Origin of the sequence: Mucilaginibacter sp. SG538B (assembly GCF_013376065.1) — a bacterium.
Taxonomy (GTDB): Bacteria; Bacteroidota; Bacteroidia; order Sphingobacteriales; family Sphingobacteriaceae; genus Mucilaginibacter; species Mucilaginibacter rubeus.
Genome location: NZ_JABMJI010000001.1, coordinates 498,452 through 517,804 on the forward strand (window position 1 = coordinate 498,452; position 19,353 = coordinate 517,804).

The 19,353-nt window shown below is 45.7% G+C and carries 17 protein-coding genes and 1 pseudogene; 5 read left to right on the top strand and 13 right to left on the bottom strand.

Features of this window, described 5'->3' with window-relative positions:
* Position 1: 1 nt before the first annotated feature.
* The 6 genes from FHW88_RS02065 to FHW88_RS02090 all read right to left on the bottom strand — a co-directional run bounded on the left by FHW88_RS02065 (position 2) and on the right by FHW88_RS02090 (position 5,177).
* Positions 2-2,470 carry a TraG family conjugative transposon ATPase gene (locus FHW88_RS02065; protein WP_176622739.1) on the bottom strand — a complete coding sequence of 823 codons (2,469 nt, stop codon included), beginning with the start codon at positions 2,468-2,470 and terminating at the stop codon, positions 2-4.
* Complete coding sequence (locus tag FHW88_RS02070) at positions 2,460-2,789, bottom strand: DUF4133 domain-containing protein (RefSeq protein ID WP_176622741.1); 330 nt, start codon at positions 2,787-2,789, stop codon at positions 2,460-2,462. Before FHW88_RS02070 ends, FHW88_RS02065 begins: the two co-directional genes overlap by 11 nt.
* Positions 2,790-2,856: 67 nt before the next feature.
* On the bottom strand, positions 2,857-3,138 hold the full coding sequence (locus FHW88_RS02075) for a DUF4134 domain-containing protein (RefSeq protein ID WP_176624869.1): 282 nt from the start codon (positions 3,136-3,138) through the stop codon (positions 2,857-2,859).
* A 116-nt stretch (positions 3,139-3,254) separates the two neighbouring features.
* Positions 3,255-3,785, bottom strand: a complete 531-nt coding sequence (locus tag FHW88_RS02080) for a hypothetical protein (RefSeq protein WP_176622743.1) — start codon at positions 3,783-3,785, stop codon at positions 3,255-3,257.
* 117 nt (positions 3,786-3,902) lie between these two features.
* Positions 3,903-4,754 (bottom strand): RteC domain-containing protein, encoded by an 852-nt coding sequence (locus tag FHW88_RS02085; RefSeq protein ID WP_176622746.1) that lies wholly within the window; start codon positions 4,752-4,754, stop codon positions 3,903-3,905.
* A 273-nt stretch (positions 4,755-5,027) separates the two neighbouring features.
* Positions 5,028-5,177 carry a hypothetical protein gene (locus FHW88_RS02090; RefSeq protein WP_176622748.1) on the bottom strand — a complete coding sequence of 50 codons (150 nt, stop codon included), beginning with the start codon at positions 5,175-5,177 and terminating at the stop codon, positions 5,028-5,030.
* 86 nt (positions 5,178-5,263) lie between these two features.
* Between FHW88_RS02090 and FHW88_RS02095 the strand changes: the two genes are divergently transcribed.
* The 4 genes and pseudogenes from FHW88_RS02095 (at position 5,264) to FHW88_RS30115 (ending at position 7,741) form a co-directional block, all read left to right on the top strand.
* Positions 5,264-5,965, top strand: coding sequence for an ImuA family protein (locus tag FHW88_RS02095; protein ID WP_176622750.1), 702 nt, complete (start codon positions 5,264-5,266; stop codon positions 5,963-5,965).
* A gap of 15 nt (positions 5,966-5,980) precedes the next feature.
* Positions 5,981-6,208, top strand: a complete 228-nt coding sequence (locus FHW88_RS02100) for a hypothetical protein (RefSeq protein WP_176622752.1) — start codon at positions 5,981-5,983, stop codon at positions 6,206-6,208.
* 16 nt (positions 6,209-6,224) lie between these two features.
* A pseudogene (locus FHW88_RS30110) lies at positions 6,225-7,042 on the top strand (error-prone DNA polymerase); the annotation flags it as partial.
* Between the two features lie 159 nt (positions 7,043-7,201).
* Positions 7,202-7,741 carry an OB-fold nucleic acid binding domain-containing protein gene (locus FHW88_RS30115; protein ID WP_255485261.1) on the top strand — a complete coding sequence of 180 codons (540 nt, stop codon included), beginning with the start codon at positions 7,202-7,204 and terminating at the stop codon, positions 7,739-7,741.
* 280 nt (positions 7,742-8,021) lie between these two features.
* Here the strand turns inward: FHW88_RS30115 and FHW88_RS02110 are convergent, their stop codons facing one another.
* The 6 genes from FHW88_RS02110 to FHW88_RS02135 are packed head-to-tail and all read right to left on the bottom strand — an operon-like array spanning position 8,022 to position 18,204.
* Positions 8,022-8,567 (bottom strand): hypothetical protein, encoded by a 546-nt coding sequence (locus FHW88_RS02110; RefSeq protein WP_176622754.1) that lies wholly within the window; start codon positions 8,565-8,567, stop codon positions 8,022-8,024.
* 13 nt (positions 8,568-8,580) lie between these two features.
* Entirely contained in the window at positions 8,581-12,246 is a 3,666-nt protein-coding gene (locus FHW88_RS02115) for a DUF6443 domain-containing protein (RefSeq protein WP_176622756.1), read from the bottom strand.
* 29 nt (positions 12,247-12,275) lie between these two features.
* Positions 12,276-13,262: a hypothetical protein gene (locus tag FHW88_RS02120; protein WP_176622758.1), complete on the bottom strand. Its 987-nt coding sequence runs from the start codon at positions 13,260-13,262 to the stop codon at positions 12,276-12,278.
* Complete coding sequence (locus tag FHW88_RS02125; RefSeq protein WP_176622760.1) at positions 13,259-14,041, bottom strand: hypothetical protein; 783 nt, start codon at positions 14,039-14,041, stop codon at positions 13,259-13,261. Before FHW88_RS02125 ends, FHW88_RS02120 begins: the two co-directional genes overlap by 4 nt.
* Positions 14,038-14,784, bottom strand: a complete 747-nt coding sequence (locus FHW88_RS02130) for a hypothetical protein (protein WP_176622763.1) — start codon at positions 14,782-14,784, stop codon at positions 14,038-14,040. Before FHW88_RS02130 ends, FHW88_RS02125 begins: the two co-directional genes overlap by 4 nt.
* 30 nt (positions 14,785-14,814) lie before the next feature.
* Entirely contained in the window at positions 14,815-18,204 is a 3,390-nt protein-coding gene (locus tag FHW88_RS02135) for a hypothetical protein (RefSeq protein ID WP_176622765.1), read from the bottom strand.
* A gap of 625 nt (positions 18,205-18,829) precedes the next feature.
* On the opposite strand from FHW88_RS02135, the gene FHW88_RS02140 reads away from it, so the two are divergent.
* Entirely contained in the window at positions 18,830-19,024 is a 195-nt protein-coding gene (locus tag FHW88_RS02140) for a hypothetical protein (protein WP_176622767.1), read from the top strand.
* On the opposite strand, the gene FHW88_RS02145 is transcribed toward FHW88_RS02140, so the two are convergent.
* The gene (locus FHW88_RS02145; RefSeq protein WP_176622769.1) at positions 19,021-19,242 is read right to left on the bottom strand and encodes a hypothetical protein; all 222 of its coding nucleotides are present in this window, start codon (positions 19,240-19,242) and stop codon (positions 19,021-19,023) included. The two genes, FHW88_RS02140 and FHW88_RS02145, sit on opposite strands and share 4 nt — an antisense overlap.
* Between the last annotated feature and the right edge of the window lie 111 nt (positions 19,243-19,353).

A 19,353-nucleotide genomic window follows, 5' to 3' on the forward strand; every position in this document is an offset into this window, starting at 1 on the left:
ATTAGCTTTGTTTATTGGTAAGTTCCTGCGCCAGCATCGCGATACCTTTTTGGATGCTGCCGTATTTCTTGGCGTATTGCTGCACTTTGACCTTCTCGCTTTCCTCCGTCGTGTAGGCCAGATATTCCATCAAGCTGACCTCCGTGCGGTAAACTTTGGAATACTGACCGCCGAGCGAAATGAACACCTCCTTGTACTGGCGTTTGGGATCATTCCCCCGGTTCATGGAAAGGATCTGCGCTTTCTCTTTGTCCGTCAGGCCCAAAAGTTCCTGGATCGCGTCAAACTTGTTCTGGTACTTCGATTGATCCAGCAGGATCTTACAGTCGGAGTTATTGATGATCGCCTGCTTGACGATCGGCGAAGAAATAATGTCTTCCACCTCCTGGGTAACCACAATGGCCTCACCGAAGAACTTACGGACGGTTTTGAACAGGTACCGAAGGTATTCCGCCATCCCATCTTTGGCAATGGCTTTCCAGCATTCTTCAATTAAGATCAGCTTTCGGACACCCTTCAGTTTGCGCATTTTAGAGATGAACATTTCCATCAGGATCAGCGTCACCACCGGGAATAAGATCGGGTGGTCTTTTACCGCATCAATTTCAAACACAATAAAGCGTTCATGCAGCAGGTCAAGGTTTTCCGTCGCATTCAGCAAATAATCAAACTCGCCGCCCCGGTAATAGGGATTCAGCACATATAAAAAATTCGACACGTCAAAATCCTGCTCTTTCACCTTACCATCCTCCAATACCTGCAAATACACTTCCATCAGGTATTCATAAAAAGTATTGAAACAAGGGAAAATATCCGGGTGCTTACCCAAATGCTCAAAGTAACCCGTCAGCGCATTGGACAGCGCCACATATTCCGAACGTTTGAAATGCTCATCATCCTTTTTCCAGAGCGAGATCAGCAAGGTTTTGATGCTTTCTTTTTTCTCTGTATCCAGCACATCGCCATCGGTCAAATAGAACGGGTTAAAGCTGATCGGGTCGCTTTCCGAATAAGTAAAATAATAACCGCCAACCAGGTCGCACAAGCCTTTATAGCTATGACCGACATCTACCAAAACGACATGCGCACCCTGCTCATAGTAAGAGCGAACCAGGTGATTGGTAAAGAAAGACTTGCCGGAACCGGAAGGCCCCAAAATGAACTTATTGCGATTCGTCGTCAAGCCCAGCTGCATCGGTTCATCAGAAATATCCACATGCACCGGCCTGCCGGTCAAACGATCACCTAAGCGGATTCCAAAGGGCGAAACACTGTCCCGGTAATTGCTTTCCAGGTTAAAGAAACAGGCCGCCTGCTCCACAAACGTATCAAAGGTGTCGTTCATTGGGAAATCACCCTCATTGCCCGGCATCCCCGCAAACCAGATCTGCGCGGCCCCGTCGGTTTCCTGTTTACAGGCCGCATCCATTTGCGCCATCGCCGAACCCATTAGGTTCTTCAGCTCACGCACACGTAAGGGATCATCCGACCAGCACAGCACATTGAAATGCGCCTTGATGGGTAAACGCTGTTGCGCAATCGCCTCGTTCAGAAAATCATTGACCGCGTCACGGCTAATCGCATTCTCTCTGGAATAACCAGACAAAGATTGCAAACGCAGCTTTTTAGCCTCCAAACGCTTGATCGTTTTCTGCCCATCCTCGATAAAGATATATTGATTTAAGATATGGTTGCAGGGCAACAAGCTGCCTAAAGGCGAAGCAAAGCCAATCGAAAACTTCGTCCGGTCGGTCGAATATTTATCGTAATTGATCCGGCTACCGCATAAAGGTGGTAAATCATCCACATCAGCCAGCGTATAGAGTTCACAATGATTTTTACCTACCCTGATCCCGTCTTTCACATGAATATCCTTTAATAACGGCCGTTCCTCCTGACCTAAGAGCATCAAATAACGCTCGATCACACCGGCAGCACCAGCGGTTCCCGCCAATTGATCATCCTTTAAACGGGCAAAAGACACATAACCGCTGTCGGCTAAAACCCGTTCAAACTGCCCCGCGCTATCCAGAAAATCCTTGAACAAAACCGGGTTCACCGTTTGTTGCGGCACGATACTTTTACGCAGGATATTGCCGTAAGCCGATGAAGCCGGCTTGCGATCCTTCGGCTTTTGCGTTAAAAAAATATAACAGCTATGCGCCAGGTACGCCCGCTCGTTGAAGAAGCGCTCACTCGCCCGTGACAGGAAACCTTTTCCGGCCTTTGCATAATCGGCCTTAAAGCCACTTTCCGTAAACCAATCCTGTTTATGAAAGACCGAGCCCACCGGCAGCAAACGGATCGCTTTGACCCAGGCTTGGTGATAGGCTTCGTAATCCCGGTCGGACAGCGTAAATATCTCCGGCAAGGTCACCCCATAAGCAATGGTGATATCACCCTGCGCCGACAGGATCGCGCCCTGCTCCACCTTGGTGAGCGGTAGTAATTTTTCCAAATTAATTTCCATAAGCCCCGGTTTTAAGATGAATAAATAGTTTACGTGAATGGCACCGAATAAAATCCGGCAGTTGCTTCTTCGCAAAGTGCTTGGACAGGCCGTGTTCGCCAAAGCGATGACTGAGCCGGAACACCCCGAAAAACAAGACAGTACCCAGCCCCAGGATCAGTGGCAGGATGAGCCAGAGCGATACGCCGCAGATATACAGCACCGCAAAACTGATCAAAAGTACCACTAAGCCTATGGCCAGATACGCGATATACTGCGCCTTCAGGCCGCGAAAGACCATCGGTTTGGACACGCCTTTGTTGATCTGGTAAATACTCATAAGCCGGGCCCTCCCAAACCCTCCCCGGTAGGGAAGGCTTTAAATACTTGTTGCTCCGATAACTTTTTCATAACCCGAAAAAACTTTTCAGGATCGTTGCCACCACGACCAGGAACACGCAGGAGCCGAACCAGGCTGCAGCCACTTTATTCGTATCCGGCTCGCCGCTGTTCCATTTGTTGAACACGCGCACCGCGCCGATGATGCCCACCACCGCGCCAATGGCATACATCAGGTTGCAGCCGGCATCAAAATAACTTTTGACCTGGGTAGTCGCCGAATTGATACCCGAGGCACCATCCTGTGCGAAACAGTAGTCCACTGTCAGCAGGGCCGCCAGGAACATCATGGTCTTCGTTAACGCGATGCGTTTGGCACTACCGGGCAGCCCGCGGTAAGCCTTGATCCAGTTTAGAAAATTGATATAAGCAGTTTTTGCTAATAGTTTCATAAATCGTCAGGGGGTTAGTTCCAGAGTTGGGTTAATTCTTCATCCGAGATCGGGAAAAGGGCATTTTCACGGATATACTCGTTCAACGCCCTTTGGCTCGGCGTATCGCGGAGGCTTGCATATTTCGCTTTCAGCAGCCCGAACAGCGAAAAGAAGTCCTCCTTCGTGCCCTGCTCTTTCTCGATAATGTGAAAGATGCTTTTCAATTCCTCAATCACATCCGGCACCAGGCTTTGCTGCCGCTCATGGCTTTCCTCCACTTCTACATCCGGTGCAAAACCGAACATATTCATTGAAACCCTGGAAACACCTTCCTGCATTTTTGATTTGCCCATCAGTTCGTTTTCCCCGTCTTCCGGCTCGTCGACCAGTTCCTCGTCCCATTCACGGCTGACGGGTCGGAGATCGGGCTTGTCGTCCTTTTTACCCAGCCAGTCCTTCAATTGCTTCCGGTACAGCAGCGGCAGCACGGCCAGGTGCCACAAGCTGCTGAGGACTGAGGCAGTGATCAAAAACTCCTGCCAACTCAAACTTTTAAAAACCATAATATTTTGCTTTTACCCGGCGCGACATTGCACCGGGATACGAAAGCAAAATTTGAAAGATGCCGGCCCGTAAAAGACCACATGGTCAAAACTCTCCGGAAAACCCACTCAATACCCTCAAAAACCGCTTTTATTTTTCAGTCGTTTTTCGCGCTCCCAATCATCTTCCTCATCCATCCGCTGCACCAGGCTATCCCGCATCCGGTCCGTAAAGTGCGTTTTGCTCAGCTTCTTCCGCTTCTTCAGCGCATCAAAACCCTTTTTCGGGATACCCAGGTCCACACCGAAAAACTCGCCCATCCCGTTAAAGAATTCCACGATACCCACCTCGCCATTATTGACCTGGTTATTGAGATAAATACCATGCAGCAACTCAATAAGATTGACTGTTTCGCCCGTCCAGCGGAAGGGCTGCTTCACATTGTCCAGGCGGTTAATGATATATTTGAACAGCATTTCGCCCGCTATAAACCGCGCAAACAAATAGCCGGTTTCGGTGGTATTGCCGGGTTCCGGTTTCGCCAGTACCGGCAGCAAAACGCTTTGCCTGTTCGCTTTTTCCGTAAAATAGAGGCTATCGAGATCGGTCGCTTTCAGCTTGAAGTAGGTGTATAGAAATTCGTAGCGGCGTACGTCTGAAAAGAGACGCCGGAGCTGTTCACCGTAATAAGCCCTTACACCTTCCTCCCCTAAAGGCGGAACATCCTTTTCCAGCAAATAAACCTCCACGCGGTAAATGTGCAGAGCCCGCAGCCTGGGGTAAAGCTGCTTGTGGTATTCGATCTCCCGGGCTTCATCTTCAAACGGCAACTCCTGCACTATCGAATGCACCTTTTGCTGACAGGCCCGGATCAGCCACATTTCCTCCCGTAAACGCTCCAGTGCATTAAAATCCTTGCCATTCAGCGCATTCAACGCTTTTTCCAGCCCCTTTACTTCCTTTTCAAATAATTCACGGATTGTACTCATAAAACAGATTTAAATCAACCTGCCATAGCCTGTTCACTGGCCACTACTCTTACTCCGGCAAGACAATAAGTACAATTTTACCATGGGTAATAATTTTAACCAAAGGTGAATGGGAATGAATAATAAAGCAATAGGGAAGTATCAGCAAAATGCTGATTCAGGATAATTCCTGAGGGTTTACAAGCCAAGTAATTGCCTGTCATCTTAAGCTCATTCTGATCAATACGTTCAAATGCCGTAACCATTTTTTAGGGAACTTCGTTCGGCATTTCCCTATTGCCTCAGCGTCATTGTCGTACCGGCCGAACTATTGATATGAACTGGCTTTTTCCAGTCTATCCGGCGGGATTTTTTTTCTACATATAAAGCTTTGAGACCTTGCGCCGGATCGAAGTGGTCACATTCGTCAGAATTTCCAGTCATAAAACAAAGTGAATAAAAAAAATGTAGAAAGTATAAAGAGATGCTAACGTTTTTAGCGTAATTTTATAGTCCCCAAATTGATCGTCATGACAGCTGCAAAAGAAGATATCATCAATAAACTCCGGAAGGATATCCTGCAATGGGAAGGGTTCCGCCCCCCGCAGCCGGGCGCTGCCGGCAGTATCGGGCTTGGCCCGATAGAAAACGCTTTTCCAAATGGCGTGTTCCCGACAGGTGCAATTCACGAATTTGCCAGTCTTTGTCCTGAAGATACAGCTGCCTGCGGCGGCTTCGTCGCCGGACTGGTAAAAACGCTGCTTGACCAGGGTGGTGCCTGTTTATGGATCAGTTGGTCGCGTCGAATCTACCCGCCATCCCTCAAATTATTTGGCGTTGAACCTGACCGGGTGGTCTTTGCCGACGTACCCCTGATGAAAGATGTGCTTTGGGTGACCGAGGAAGCGTTGAAATGTGAAGGCGTAGCGGCGGTGATCTGCGAGGTGAATCAAATGAACTTCATGGAATCACGCAGGCTTCAACTGGCAGTCGAACAAAGCCATGTGACCGGTTTTGTTATCCGGAAAGGTGCTAACAAAGTCAGCGCAAGTGCGAGTGTCGCCAGGTGGCGGGTAACCCAGGTGCCAAGCCAATTGCGTCCGGGGATGCCGGGTGTTGGCTTTCCCCGATGGCAGGTCGAGTTGCTAAAAGTACGAAATGGAAGCCTGGTAGCTGGACAGTTGAATGGGCAGAAAGCATGTTTAAAGCAATTGTGCCACAAATTAGTGTAGAAACCGTGCGTCAGTATGCCTAAGCGTTTTGTTTCCATATGGTTCCGTCATTTGCTGACCGATTGGAAGGTCATCCGTCAGCCATCGCTCAAAGGGCATCCGTTTGTTTTCTCGGAGCCGGATCATGGGCGAATGGTCGTTACAGCGGCAAGCAGCGCTGCGGAAAATCTGGGTGTAAGCGAAGGGATGGTGGTAGCTGATTTGAAGGTGCTTACACCTTATCTGCAGGTATTCGCAGGATGATCCTAAAGTTTATGAAATGATCACGGCCGCCGATACCCTGGGTGTTTTCCAGATCGAGAGCCGGGCACAAATGTCCATGCTGCCCGGATGAAACCAACCTGCTTTTATGATCTGGTGATAGAAGTAGCCATAGTCCGGCCGGGGCCCATTCAAGGGGATATGGTTCATCCGTACCTGCGCCGCAGGACAGGGGAGGAGGCCGTTGAATATCCATCAGAAGAAATCAAAGCGATATTGGAACGTACTTTAGTTGTTCCATTGTTCCAGGAACAGGCGATGGAAATTGCCATTGTCGCTGCGGGTTTTACCCCCGCTGAAGCAGACCTGCTGCGACGGAGTATGGCTACTTTTAAGTTTAACGGGCTGGTTACGAAATTCGAACACAAATTGATCGGCGGCATGGTAGAACGCGGGTACAAGAAAGAGTTTGCCCAGCGTATTTTCAAACAGCTTGAAGGATTCGGGAGTTACGGTTTTCCGGAAAGTCATGCCGCCAGCTTCGCGCTTCTGGTTTACGTCTCGTGTTGGCTGAAATGCTATTATCCTGATATGTTCGCGGCTGCACTTTTGAACAGCCAGCCGATGGGTTTTTATCAACCTGCGCAAATTGTTAGGAACGCAGCGGAACACGGCGTTAAGATCCTGCCTATCGATATCAACCTTTCCGAATGGGACAATATTCTTGAACGCAAATGGGGCGATTTTTACGCTCTACGCCTGGGGTTTCGGCAAATCAAAGGTATCCAGGAAGAAGAAATCACGATGCTGATCAGGGGGAGGAACGAAAAATACATAGCAGCAAACCAGCTATGCGAAGCAGGTGTGTCTGTTGCTACGCTTGAATTGCTGGCAAACGCCGACGCGTTCCGTTCAATGGGGATGGACAGGCGGCAGTCGCTTTGGGAAGTAGCTGCGCTGAAAGACCGGCCTGTCGGTGCTTTCGAAGGGCAACCTTCCGAAAGTGAGTTTGAACCGCAGGTACAGTTACCATTAATGAAGACTTCCGAGCACGTAGTGCAGGACTATGCAACTACCGGTTTATCCATCAAAGGACATCCGGTAAGTTTTGTACGCGATAAATTGAATTTGTTCAATGTATTAGCCTGTAAACAGTTAAGTGATGGTACCGACGGCCAGATAGTCAAAGTTGCCGGATTGGTATTAGTCCGCCAGCGGCCAGGTACCGCTGGTGGCGTTTGTTTCATCACGCTGGAGGACGAAACCGGCAACAGTAACCTGGTAGTATTTCCCAAGCTATTTGATCAATATCGTAAGGAAATACAAAATGCCCGCCTGCTGATGGTCGAGGGCAAGATCCAAAAAACAGAGGTCGTGCACGTGATCGTCCGGTGTTGCTTTGATTACACCAGGCTTTTGGGTAACCTGACAGCTATTCAAAACGATCAGCAACCGGTTCTTACCCTTTCGCGCGCTGATGAAAAGGCTTCGCCATTTGTCCCTGTGGATAAGCGTACGCAAGTTCGCGGGCCGGCTCCGGATGATTATTTAGATAAAGGCAGGAATTTTAGATGATAAACAGATGGTTTACTGAAATTTCATATTTAAGAATGATATGCGTTTTGCAATGCTTGATAATTTGCAAACTGAAGCGCAAACCGGCTTGACTGGTCTATGCCCCAGATGTTCAAACCCGGTTATTGCTAAATGTGGATCCCGAAGGATTCATCATTGGGCACACTATGTAAGATGTGAAGCATAAATCTATGTTCCACATCTAAAGATCTCGGCAACACATCTCCTGATTCACAGATATGAAACCGTATACGCGGATAAATCTTGTCAAAAAAACGTATCAACGATCATGTGTTACGTTCCTCTCTAATTGTCTAAGAATATAATCGCCGAAACTGCCCTTTGATTTTAGCCATACAACCCTGTGATCTTCTTTTTTGAGAATTTGCTCGGCAATCAAAGACGCAGATTTTACATCCATTAAGAAAGTGTAACCCCATTTATACAGTGTATTATCCGGCTCTAATTGATAGGCCTTCTTCATCATTTTGAAGGCTAATCTTTCCTCCATCAGTTTAAGATCGTCATCCACCCCAAATAACCATTCTCCTATAAAAAGGATATTGCCTATAAAAAAAAGATATTCGGGAGAGTCGGAAAAACTATTGTTTCCCAATCTAAAGTACTTTTTCAGATCGGATTCAATTTTACGAAAATCCAAAGAAACATTATGTGCTTCCAATAATATATAATGGCATAAATAAATACATTGAATCATTGATTCCGCATCATTCGGGTTTGCAGCAACAACATTTTTTATAAATGTTAATGCGGCCTCCCATTGTTCATTTTCTATTAATTCATTAAATGTTTTCTTCCAATTCATTGCAAAATATTTATCAGAGTCCAACCCACATACTACCAACTCGAAAAACGCCATTCACCACTTTACCTCCGACAGAAACAACTTCACCTGCTACTTGGACAGTAATTCTATCATTATGCATATTCATCTTGATTTGACCATTAGCAGCTTTCAATACCTCCCGAACAACGTTTTCCTCACTTCCAAGCTTTTGTATTAACCCTGCAAACTTATGCTTTACATCAAATATATGACTAAGTTTACGTTGATCTTTCATTACTAAGCTAACGCTTTCCTCAATACTTTTTTCCGAAAGCTGGGCAATTTTTGCTGTTTCTCCTAACTCCGCCGCAATGCCAATTGGCCCCTCTACAAGCGTTGCAACAGGGTTATTCGCTATTGTTGCATTTGATTGATAGGGGTTTGGTTCAAATGGTCCCTGACCCCAAAGCATATCCCACCATAATCCGAAATGCTTAGCTTGCTCAAGTCCTGTTTTGCCATATTTCTCAGCAGCTTTTTGTTTTCTTAATTTCCACGCTTTAATGACAGGGTCTTCATCCTTGCCATTTTTGTGAGGATCTTCATGTTTTTTCTTTATTTTTTGTTTCAACCGATCGAAGAACGCCCTTGCTTCGTCTCCATACAGCGTCTCAGCACCCTCGCTTAATGTTTCGCGTTTTTCCTGATAATCCTCATTTAACATACCATCAGGATCAATATTTCTGACAGGATTGTTTTCGACATAATTATACGGGCTAAATCGCCTGCTAACTTCAGCCATCGGATCAATACTCGTCCACCGAGCCATGCCCGGATCATAGAACCGCGCACCATAATCGTAATCACCGGTTTCCTGCTTCTCTTTGCCGTTGTATTTGTAATTATTCAGCGGAGACGCAGCATACGAATTGCCGGGATTCATGTCCATACCGAATGCGTAATAATCCTGTACCTGGCTGATCGTCCCGTCCTGCCTGATCGCAGCCCGCGTATTGCCCAAGTGATCTTTCAGGTAATACTCGTATACGTAAGCGTTTCCATTCGGTGTCGCTCTGCCGTCCTCTGTTGTAACAAATTCTATAACTCCATTGTTGTATTCTATCCCGTCTATATATTCTCTCGGAATGCCCCCGGCTATCTTTTGCAGTTTTTCACCAGTAGCATCATAAACGTAACTAATATTGCCAGGCGTACGGGTTACTGTCGCTGGCAGGTTAAGCCGATTATAGGCAATAGCAGTTACTTGATTTTTTGTATCTTTCGTCACATTGCCATTGCCATCATAGGTATAGTTTCCAGATTGTGCGGCAGTACCGGCATCTGTCACACCCCATAACCTGTTACCAGTGCCGCCAGTGGTGTAATCATAGGTAAAGGCGTTTAGGTATGTACCGACAGTCGTCGTATTGGTACGCCACAAATGGTTAATGTTTCCCATCGGGTCATAATCTAGGCGTTCATTGAATTTACCGACCGACCCTGTTGTCGTGTAATTTGCATTCAACAATCTGTTTAATTGGTCATAGTAATAGGAATAACTTTGCAGTTGCTGGGTTAGCCCAAGCCCTGTCGGCACAGTTGTTTGCCATGTCATGCTTGCAATGTTGCCATTATATTGAGGAGAGGTACCGCTATTATAGGTAAGTTGCTCCCCGAAAAGCTGTGTAGCAGTCAGCGAATTTGGGTTATTGATGGCCGAAAGCCAGCCACGCTCGTTGTAAGTGTAGTTAATGTCCTGCTTGAAGGTGGTCCCTTTATCCGGACTGTGCAGGTGTTTTGTTTTTACCTGTCCAAGCTCGTTATAGTCCGTCTGACTGATCAGTGTCCCGTCTGGCTGCGGCAGCGACTCATCCCAGATCACTTTCCAAATCTGTTGTTGCCGCCCCATGTGGTCATAGTAATATTGAGTACCAACCCCGACTTTCGGATTGCTTACACCGGAGAGAATATGAGCGAACGTACTGTGGTCGATTTGATGGTCAAAGTTGTAGGTAGTGGTAGTAATATCCATGTTCCCCGTGTTATACCCCGCCGAGCCTCCCTTATAGTGCTGTTTGATGGTAAGGGTTGCCCTGCCGAAACCATCATAGCCGTGAACTTCCCATAACATTTGCCCAAAAGTACCGTCGGCGTTCAATATAGCTACTTTGGAGCCAGTCACGAGCCCCGTTGTCCCGATTGTCAATGAATTAGTGAATGCTGTATAGGGGTTACCATTGAATGCATAATCGTCATAGTAGTTTACGGTAAGCACTGTGCTTAAAGTCGGGTAGCTGGTGAGGTTATAGCCAGTGGCAACGTTGGTATTATCCCGTACATCCCACTGCGCGCCGGCCTCTATGCTGCTTTGCAACGCCGACCGGGCTATCACCGAACCGGCATTCCACAAGCCGGTAACGATCACTCTTCCCTGTCCGTCGTATTTGGTCACTGCCCACTGGTTGGTAAGCCTTTGGACGCTGTCCTGGCTCAGGACGGGCTGATTTAGTTTATTGTAAATCGTTACTTCCCATCCGGCTCCCGGCACTTTTTTTTGGCCAAGCCGACCACGCTCATCATAGCGGTATTGGTAACACCATGCGTCAAGCATAGCTTTGCTTGGGACTCCGTTATCCGGTAATGCAGAGGGTGGCAGTACAAACGCCAGCTTGCCCATATCGTCGTAAACGTAGTAGGTTGACAACACCTGGAGCGCCCCATTCGCAAAGTTGAAGGTCCGTTTTAATACTACATGGCCTTCCAAGTCTTTATACTCTTCCACCGATCCGCCACGGGTGCCCTTGTTGTTCTCATCTTTAGTAATAGTTACATACAATTGTCCTGCCGGGTAATTACCACTGCTTGTTAGGGTCCGGCTTTGATTGGCATTAATGCTTGCTATATAGCACACAACGGCTCTGCCATTCACCGTATCGCTAACCGCGGTCAGGTTATTAGTTGTATATGACTTTTTAACAGTATGGCCGGATGCACTATTGAGTACCGGCTGCCATGGAGTACCCGGAGCTCCTTGTTCCGTAACTCTGTTTAAAGGAGAGGGTTCAAATTGGCTCAGGGAGTAAGGGGAGGGGTTAACGACAATACCATTGGTTTGTTGAGACCCACTCACGCCATTTCCTGTAGGATTGTAAAATGAAGACAACTCAGAAGGTGCCGATGAACGGTAGCTCCCGTCGATGCTCGTTGAAACATACGGTTGATATTTTGTTGCTTCTCGCCCGAACTCATCGTACAGGAAATGTTGCACTATATCTTTGTTCAGCGGCGAGCCCTTCACCTGTATGTTTTGTAATGGCCTGCCCAAGCCATCCAGATATTGAATGGTCTGCGTTAGCTCACAGGAAGTCCTGTTAGCAAGGTCTCCCGAATTAATACCCGTTCCAGTATTCTTCATCCCTCCTGTCCGAGGGATAGAAGTCAAAATATAGGTCTGATTAGCACTCGGTGAAATATTCTGGGGAATACAGTCTGATGCTACGATATAAAAGTTCAGGCTGCTTCCCGAAGCGGCGGTAAAAGTAAAATTCGGGTTTAAGGTGATGCTGTAATTGCTGTAATAGGAGCCTGCTGCCGGTGCGGTGGTTAGCGTGGCAGGTGGTGCGATATAGGTCTGCGCCGAGGCCCGCATAGCGAGCACAAACAGCAGCAATACGATTGCTACCGCAAAACGGCATCTGTGATGAGCATTTCTTTTCATGCTTCAAATATTAGTTGTGATTGGTTTGGTTAGTTTTTATTCCCTTTTTGGATAGCGGTGAGTTGCTCCTTCAACAGATTGATTTGCTCCTGAAGTGCTGTAAGCAGCTTGTCTTTTTCCTTATCTTTCTGCTCGTTCTCAATTGCGTATAAGGTTAACTCTTCCACCTTCTTCATCAGCAGTTTATTCATTTCTCCCACGTTCAAACCGTTTTTCGCTATTTCATCCACAGATGGAATTTCGGGCAAGTGCTGGTTTTGGTCGATGTATGATTTTACTTCAGCTAAGGACGGAAGTTGATAAGTTGGCTTCAAAACATAGTCAGGCCAGTTGGCGCTCTCAACTTTAATCTGTTTGGCGCGGATATTACCGTTAACAGACAAGGACTCCCTTGGTGTTGTCGTGCCTATACCTACGTAACCGGATGACAATATGGTCATTTTCGCATCTGTCAGGCTCACTGAAGAATTATCGGTAGAATTGTTGACCAGGAATTTTAAACTCCCGATGCCATAGTCACCGGTACGTTCATGAACGATGGCTGCTTTCCACCAGGTTCCTTCCGCTTCATTTACGAACCCAAAGCCAACCGCATTGCCCCCAGTCTGTGTACCATTGGCATTTTGGAACCCGCCAATAATATTCAAACCGTTGTTTGTAACATTTACGTGCAATTTTGTTTGCGGAAATCCGGTTCCGATCCCCAAGCTACCAGATCCGTTTATCAAAAATTTAACTCCTCCAGCATTTTGAACTTTGAACAGGTTATATTGTCCACCGTCTCCGGCAATGGTCTTAATTCCTGCTAAAGTAGCACCACCGCCAAACCCGGCGTTGACGCCTCCGACCAGAAATAGCGCCCCATCATTAACATTCGAACCTTCTGTATGTATCTCCAACCCACTTGTAGGGCTTGAGGTTCCAATGCCAACGTTTCCGCCAGGCGGAAATGTATTTTGGGCAGAGACTGTTGCTGAAAATAACAATGCCAACGATATTAGATATAGATTTTTCATTTGTTTAAAGTTTTTGATTTGAAATTATTGAGCTGCGTTGACAGTGATTCAAGCTGTTTGTTTAGCTTTTCAATCTGATTAGCATAATTCTGATTGATTTTCTTTTGCTCTTGTTCTTTATCATCCTTTTCGATCAAATACAGAGTCAGTTCTTCCACTTTCTTCATCAGCAGCTTGTTCATTTCGCCCACGTTCAATCCATCTTTTGCTATTTCATCAGCAGATGGAATTTCAGGCAAGTGCTGGTTCTGGTCGATGTACGATTTTACTTCTGCTAAAGACGGGAGTTGATAGGTTGGCTTGAAAACATAGTCCGGCCAGTTTGAGTTCAATTTTATAATCAAAGACGTTACTATTGCACTGCCATTGACCGCCAGCTTATAGCCGGAAGGCATGGTCTGCGTCCCGATAGACATACCATTATCATTGATATTAAGAATATCAAACGTGTCACCGGTGCTTCTGAATGCAAAACCATAGCCGGTAACAGAGCGTAGTTTAACACGACCGTCATTATCTAACCAAATACCTCCCCGTGGGTCATTGGTGGTATTTGCGGCGTTCGGATTGGAAAACAAATAGTTGTTGTTGTCCCCACCTGCACCGCTAACTACAGAATTTATCGTACCCATAACCATTAACCTTCCACCAAGATTGGTGGCTGTCCCTATACCGACAGAATTGTTTGTAGAGGTTATGGTACCGCTGGTGCTCCATTGGGCACGGGCGATAATTGTAGAAAAAAGTATAAATATTAGTGATAATGAGGTCTTTTTCATTTTTGACGTCTTTTTTGCTTTGAAGTATTATTTTCCAACTCGGTTATGCGTTTCTGCATGCCTTCCAGTAACTGGTTCTTTTCCTTGTCTTTTCGCTCATTCTCAATCAGATATAAAGTAAGCTCCTCTACTTTCTTAAGCAGCAATTTGTTCATCTCCCCAAGGTTCTGCCCATCTTTTGCAATTTCTTGTGCCGAAGGGATTTCTGGCAGATGCTGGTTTTTATCGATATACGCCTTAACTTCGGTTAAAGGGCGAAGTTGAAAACTCGGCTTGAAAACATAATCCGGCCAATTGGCATTTAGCATAACAGTAATTGAGGTAGTGATAGCGCTGCCGTTAACCGCAAACTTATACCCAGCAGGCATAGTTGATGTGCCGATTGCGACACCTCCATTAGTTACACGAAGTCCTCCGCCAATTACTTCAACATAGCTTTTTCCGTAATTAGCCCCTGGGTCCAACAGAATCCCTGTGTCCCAGGCAACTGCTATCTGTTGGTAGTTTGGAGCCGTCCATGAACCTGTCGTCTTATACATTCCATATCGCAACGGAGCTCCACTAAACCAAGTTAGTCCACTATTGCCGTTGTCAGATGACACATCCTTAAAGCTAAGGTTAGCAACCGGGGTAATAGTGCCGATTCCAATGTTCCCATTATTATAATAAATATTGCTGCCACTGGTCGTCCATTGTGCAAAAAGGTAGTTCGATATGGAAACGAACAGAACTGTGATTAGCATTAGTCTTTTCATATTGATATTGTTTAGGTGTTATTGTCCGCTGTAGTGATAATCTGTATGTTTAACAATGTTGCCGTCCTTGTCTTTAACATTCATCAATCGCTGAAACGAGTCATATTCATAGTATGTAGTTTCGCTTTTACCATCAGTACTGCTTGTTACGCCAAGCATAGGGTCGAATGTGAACGAATTAATCTGGGCATCTGCCGGACAAATTCTGATATCATCAAAAGAGTCTCCGCCCGACATAGTGAAGTTTGGCCCAACATATGTCTGTTCTTTTCTGAATTGCCACGCCCCGGTGCCGCTACGATACCAATAACTAATCACGAAGCTGCGTGTGTTTGGTTTTGTCCACGTGACCAAAGGGTTGGTGGTATATTTGACGCCGGTATGCCCGGTACCCGTTGTCACACCGCTTGCGGTGCTTTCTTCAAAACCTTCGTAATAGAATTCATTCGGCTCCGCATTGGCCGCTTTTGCAATAGGATAAGTCGAGTTGTATCCCCATCTATAGGAAATGAACGGCCCGTTTTCAACCCGCTGCTCGGTCAAATTCCCGAAGCCATCATAGCTAATGGAGTTTAACCGTAGCTCATAACTTGCGGATTTAGCGTATGCTCCCGCCGTACCTGTAATAGGCAACACTCCGAAGCCGGCATTGGAGAATTTAAAGGAAACAAGCGGAATCAGGTTCACCGTCTTGATGCCATACACTGAATCGACAAGTCCTTTTCCATCCGGCTTGTACGTCCTCAGCACTCCGGAAATAATATTGGTATTGATGCCATCCGCATTCTGCCGATACGATACCGTCTCAACTGGCACATCAAGGACGTGATTGGTAACGAGATTATTAATGAAGGTTGTGGAAGTTGTATAGTCTTGCGGGTACGTGGTTAATGTTGTCAGCAATTGTCCGTTACTTTTAGTAATCTGGCTCCGGGTGAGGTTGAAATGTTTCGGGTTGTCGTATCGGTTAACTTCCAAATGAGATGATATGATATTTTGTTGCGCATCATACTCCGTTGTTCTGGTGGAGTCCTTATATACCCAATTGGAATTGATGTTATATTGCAATACGTCAAACTGATCGTAATCGGTCGAGGCAATCGGATTATGCTCTATTGTGTACTCATTAGTGATTACGTAACCATAGTGAGTTTCTTTTGCCCGACTGTCGTTTACAAAGTGATTATAAATCTTTCTGGAGTACAGATATCCTGCCCCGTTTCTTTTAAAATAGTTGGTATTGGTTTCATGTCCGTTATCCCAGCCGATATTAGAAAGTGGCGCCCCTTTAACATCGTTCCCCATAGCTATATGGGCAGGAATATCGGCACGAACCGTGAATAGGTGCTCTATTCCTCCATTCTCAAAATTGTTGCCGAATCCTTCAATTACACTGTCATATACCACATTGTCGCCATCGTAGACAAAAAGGTTGTATAAACTGGATGAACTACCCTGTTTGTATGTGCAGAAGGTCTCACAATTGGTGATCGACTTATAATCTTTATAATAAAGAATAGAAGCCGCATCGATAACTGTATTACTTGAGTGGGCACTCAAATTCGATAGGGGCGCGTAGTAAAACCGTTTGATTGCGGTATTATTTTGAGCAGGATCCAATGTTATTACCTTTGCTATCCGCATTCCACCGAATTGACCTAGCTGCTGCTCATAGGTGACATCCCCATCAGCATACGTAAGACGAGCATTTCCGGCTATAACTGAACCGTAAGCGGTAACTTTTATGGTATAGGTTTGTCCTGGGTCTAGTTCGACATTGCCAGTCTTTGTTTCAAACGGAAGTGCTTTCAGGTATAAAAGCCTCGAACCGGTTGCGGCGTCGTCTACCTCAGCTTCGGCAAATTGGTGTAATGTATCGTAGGTCCCGGATCCCCCGAGTCCTTCGCAATACAAGGTAAAGACGCCGCCAGCCTTTTTCAATATTACGCTTGATGTAGTTGAAGCCGTGACAGCTGACCTTATGCCAGCCCCGGTCACGGTTTGGGAAACGTTCTTATTTGGAGGAGGAATAGCTACGGTAACGAGGCCTTTATGGGGTTCATAGACAAGGCTGTCACTTCCCCCGGTAGGATAAACAATTTTTGTCAAGAGGCCTTTTTTCGCATAAGCAGAATCAGGACTTCTATCGCCCATAAATGCAGGGAACATCCCCTGAATATATGGATCATCCGCAGGAGGAACAAATATCGTGTTGTTCTTCCCATTAAAATAACCGTAATGGTCCTGTGCGAACGAAAGCCGTGGTGGAAGCCCGTTGATATCATCATAACTGAACAGGTATTTTTGAGCAGCGACAGAGCCCGCATCTTTTTCTACGACACTCTGAAGAAACGGTCTTACTTTTTCGCTGCCTCCAATATATCTGTTTGAAACATAGTTTGTCCCGCTATTGGAATATATATATGCTAAGGAGAATTGTTTAAGCACAGTTGTGCTCGCGCTTTTATAAACATTGATGTTACTTATTAAAACATCGCCATTTACGTCTGCCCTTGATATATTATCAATTGTTACCTTACCCTGATCAAAATCGACTTCAGCTAATGCGACTCCCTGCGTGCTTAGTGACAACCCGCACACGATATCATTGGAGAGGGTTTCGCAGGTAGTCTGGGTTCCGGGGCAACTTGCTCCGGCACCGGTATTTGGTGTACGGGTTAAAGACTCACTCACCGCCGAGCTATAGAAGTAATTGATCGGTGTATATTTGAATACAATCGAGTCTCCTTTTGCTGATTTAATTTTATTCAAATACCAGGCCGTTGGTATTGGCGACCCATAGGTTTTCCCGCAGGTCGTTCCGCCTGCCGTATAGGTTTTAGTGTTCTCTGTTGCCTGACTTCCGCCAAAAAAATATTGTGTGCCGTTACCATCAGTGATTTTAAAATTCCATGTTGTTCCTGAAAAAGCAGGCTCAATTTTCAGGTTAGATTCATCGATCAGTATAGGATGTTTAATAGAATCCAATATGAATTTCCCTGAGATGCCATTAAAGTTAAAATTGAAAACGTCGGGCTGAGTGTCCTGGCCGGTATAGTCACTTTGCACAGCGGTCTTAAGGTAATTATACAACGTCGGAACGCGATTATTAAAGCTTGTGGGAGGAGATTTGAATGTGCCGAATTCATCCGGGACATCATAGACAGTCCTGTTGATTACACCCCCAAAGTTCAACACCCAGCCAAGGCCGGTCCTGGATGCCAGTTCATCGACTTTTACACCGGAAGAATGATAGGATAAACTGATTGGTACTTTAAGATCCCTGGTTTGAATAGTAAATAGTGCTATTTGCTGTTGCGCCGCCCCGGTAAATAGACTTGGGCCAACACCACCAAAGCGCCCCAACTGTCCGGCATTGGGCGCGGGCGGGAGAACTTCGGTTGCCATGAATGGGTTTTGCGGATCGTTTTGCGCCAACGTTCTGATCGAAAAAAACGTGCACAAAACACAAAGGATTGAATAAAACCTTGGGGTAAGGAGATTCATTTTAATTTGGATAAGTTTAAGTTTTTGTTAATGTGTTCACCTATCTGCAATTGCTGATGATAATCGTAAACAAGGTGAGTTAAAAAATTGCTCCATTTCACAATGTATTTGGTATGCTTTTATAAGGAGCCTTACGAATAATAAATGATAACAAAGCGAATATTAGCTGAATATTAGCGGTGTTTGTGATATAAGGTTCATGGTATTTTATATAATTGTGCAAAGCTAAATATTGTTCTTTTGGAATCCAATAAGTATTTTAAACAAAAAATAGGGGGTTAAAGCACCTACTTATTTACAACTCAGTAATTGTCGGTAAATATCTCAACGTGAAAATTGCCTCCCCCCCCCCGGATTTTTCTTTCGCTTTTTTTCTCCATATTGATAATGAGCGATCAACGAACATAGTTCATGTTCCGTCAATGCTGGTCATCTTTGATCTTTGTAACGTAGATGAGACTGGTAACGTAAAGAAATCGAAAAGCTACTTTATTGTTTACTTCCGATACGTATAGACAATCACGCAGTGATCGCAGAAGAACCGCGTAAAGCTTTTGTCAATAATTTGATTAGTGGTACATGGCCCTCACGGGTTCAGCATTACGTCGATTTCTTAAACCAGGAAAAAGACAGGACGCTAACCGACTTTGAAAAGTTACGGCAAACACCCGATGAAATGAATGTCGGGGGATTTTCCGTTCAGATGAATTTGTTCCTTTAATGTCCTTTTACATAGCGCTGATAAACATAAGGCCATTTGGTATCGCTTCCACTTGTTGCATACCCCTTGACAACAGCTTGCGCCAAGTCACCTGCATTAACATCCTTAAATCTCGCCGCAAATTTCAGGGAGGCAAGGGGATCGACTTCATTGATGGCATCCCTGCTCCGCGGCGTCAACCTGGCAGGAAGGACTCGAATAATGCCTTCGGTTAACATTTGTATCCCCATTTATTTACAAATATTACCTTTCAAATAAGGGTAGACGTTGCTATATTAGTAATATCAAACTTAACCTTATTCACTGGCTTATGAGAAATAAAAGAGTTT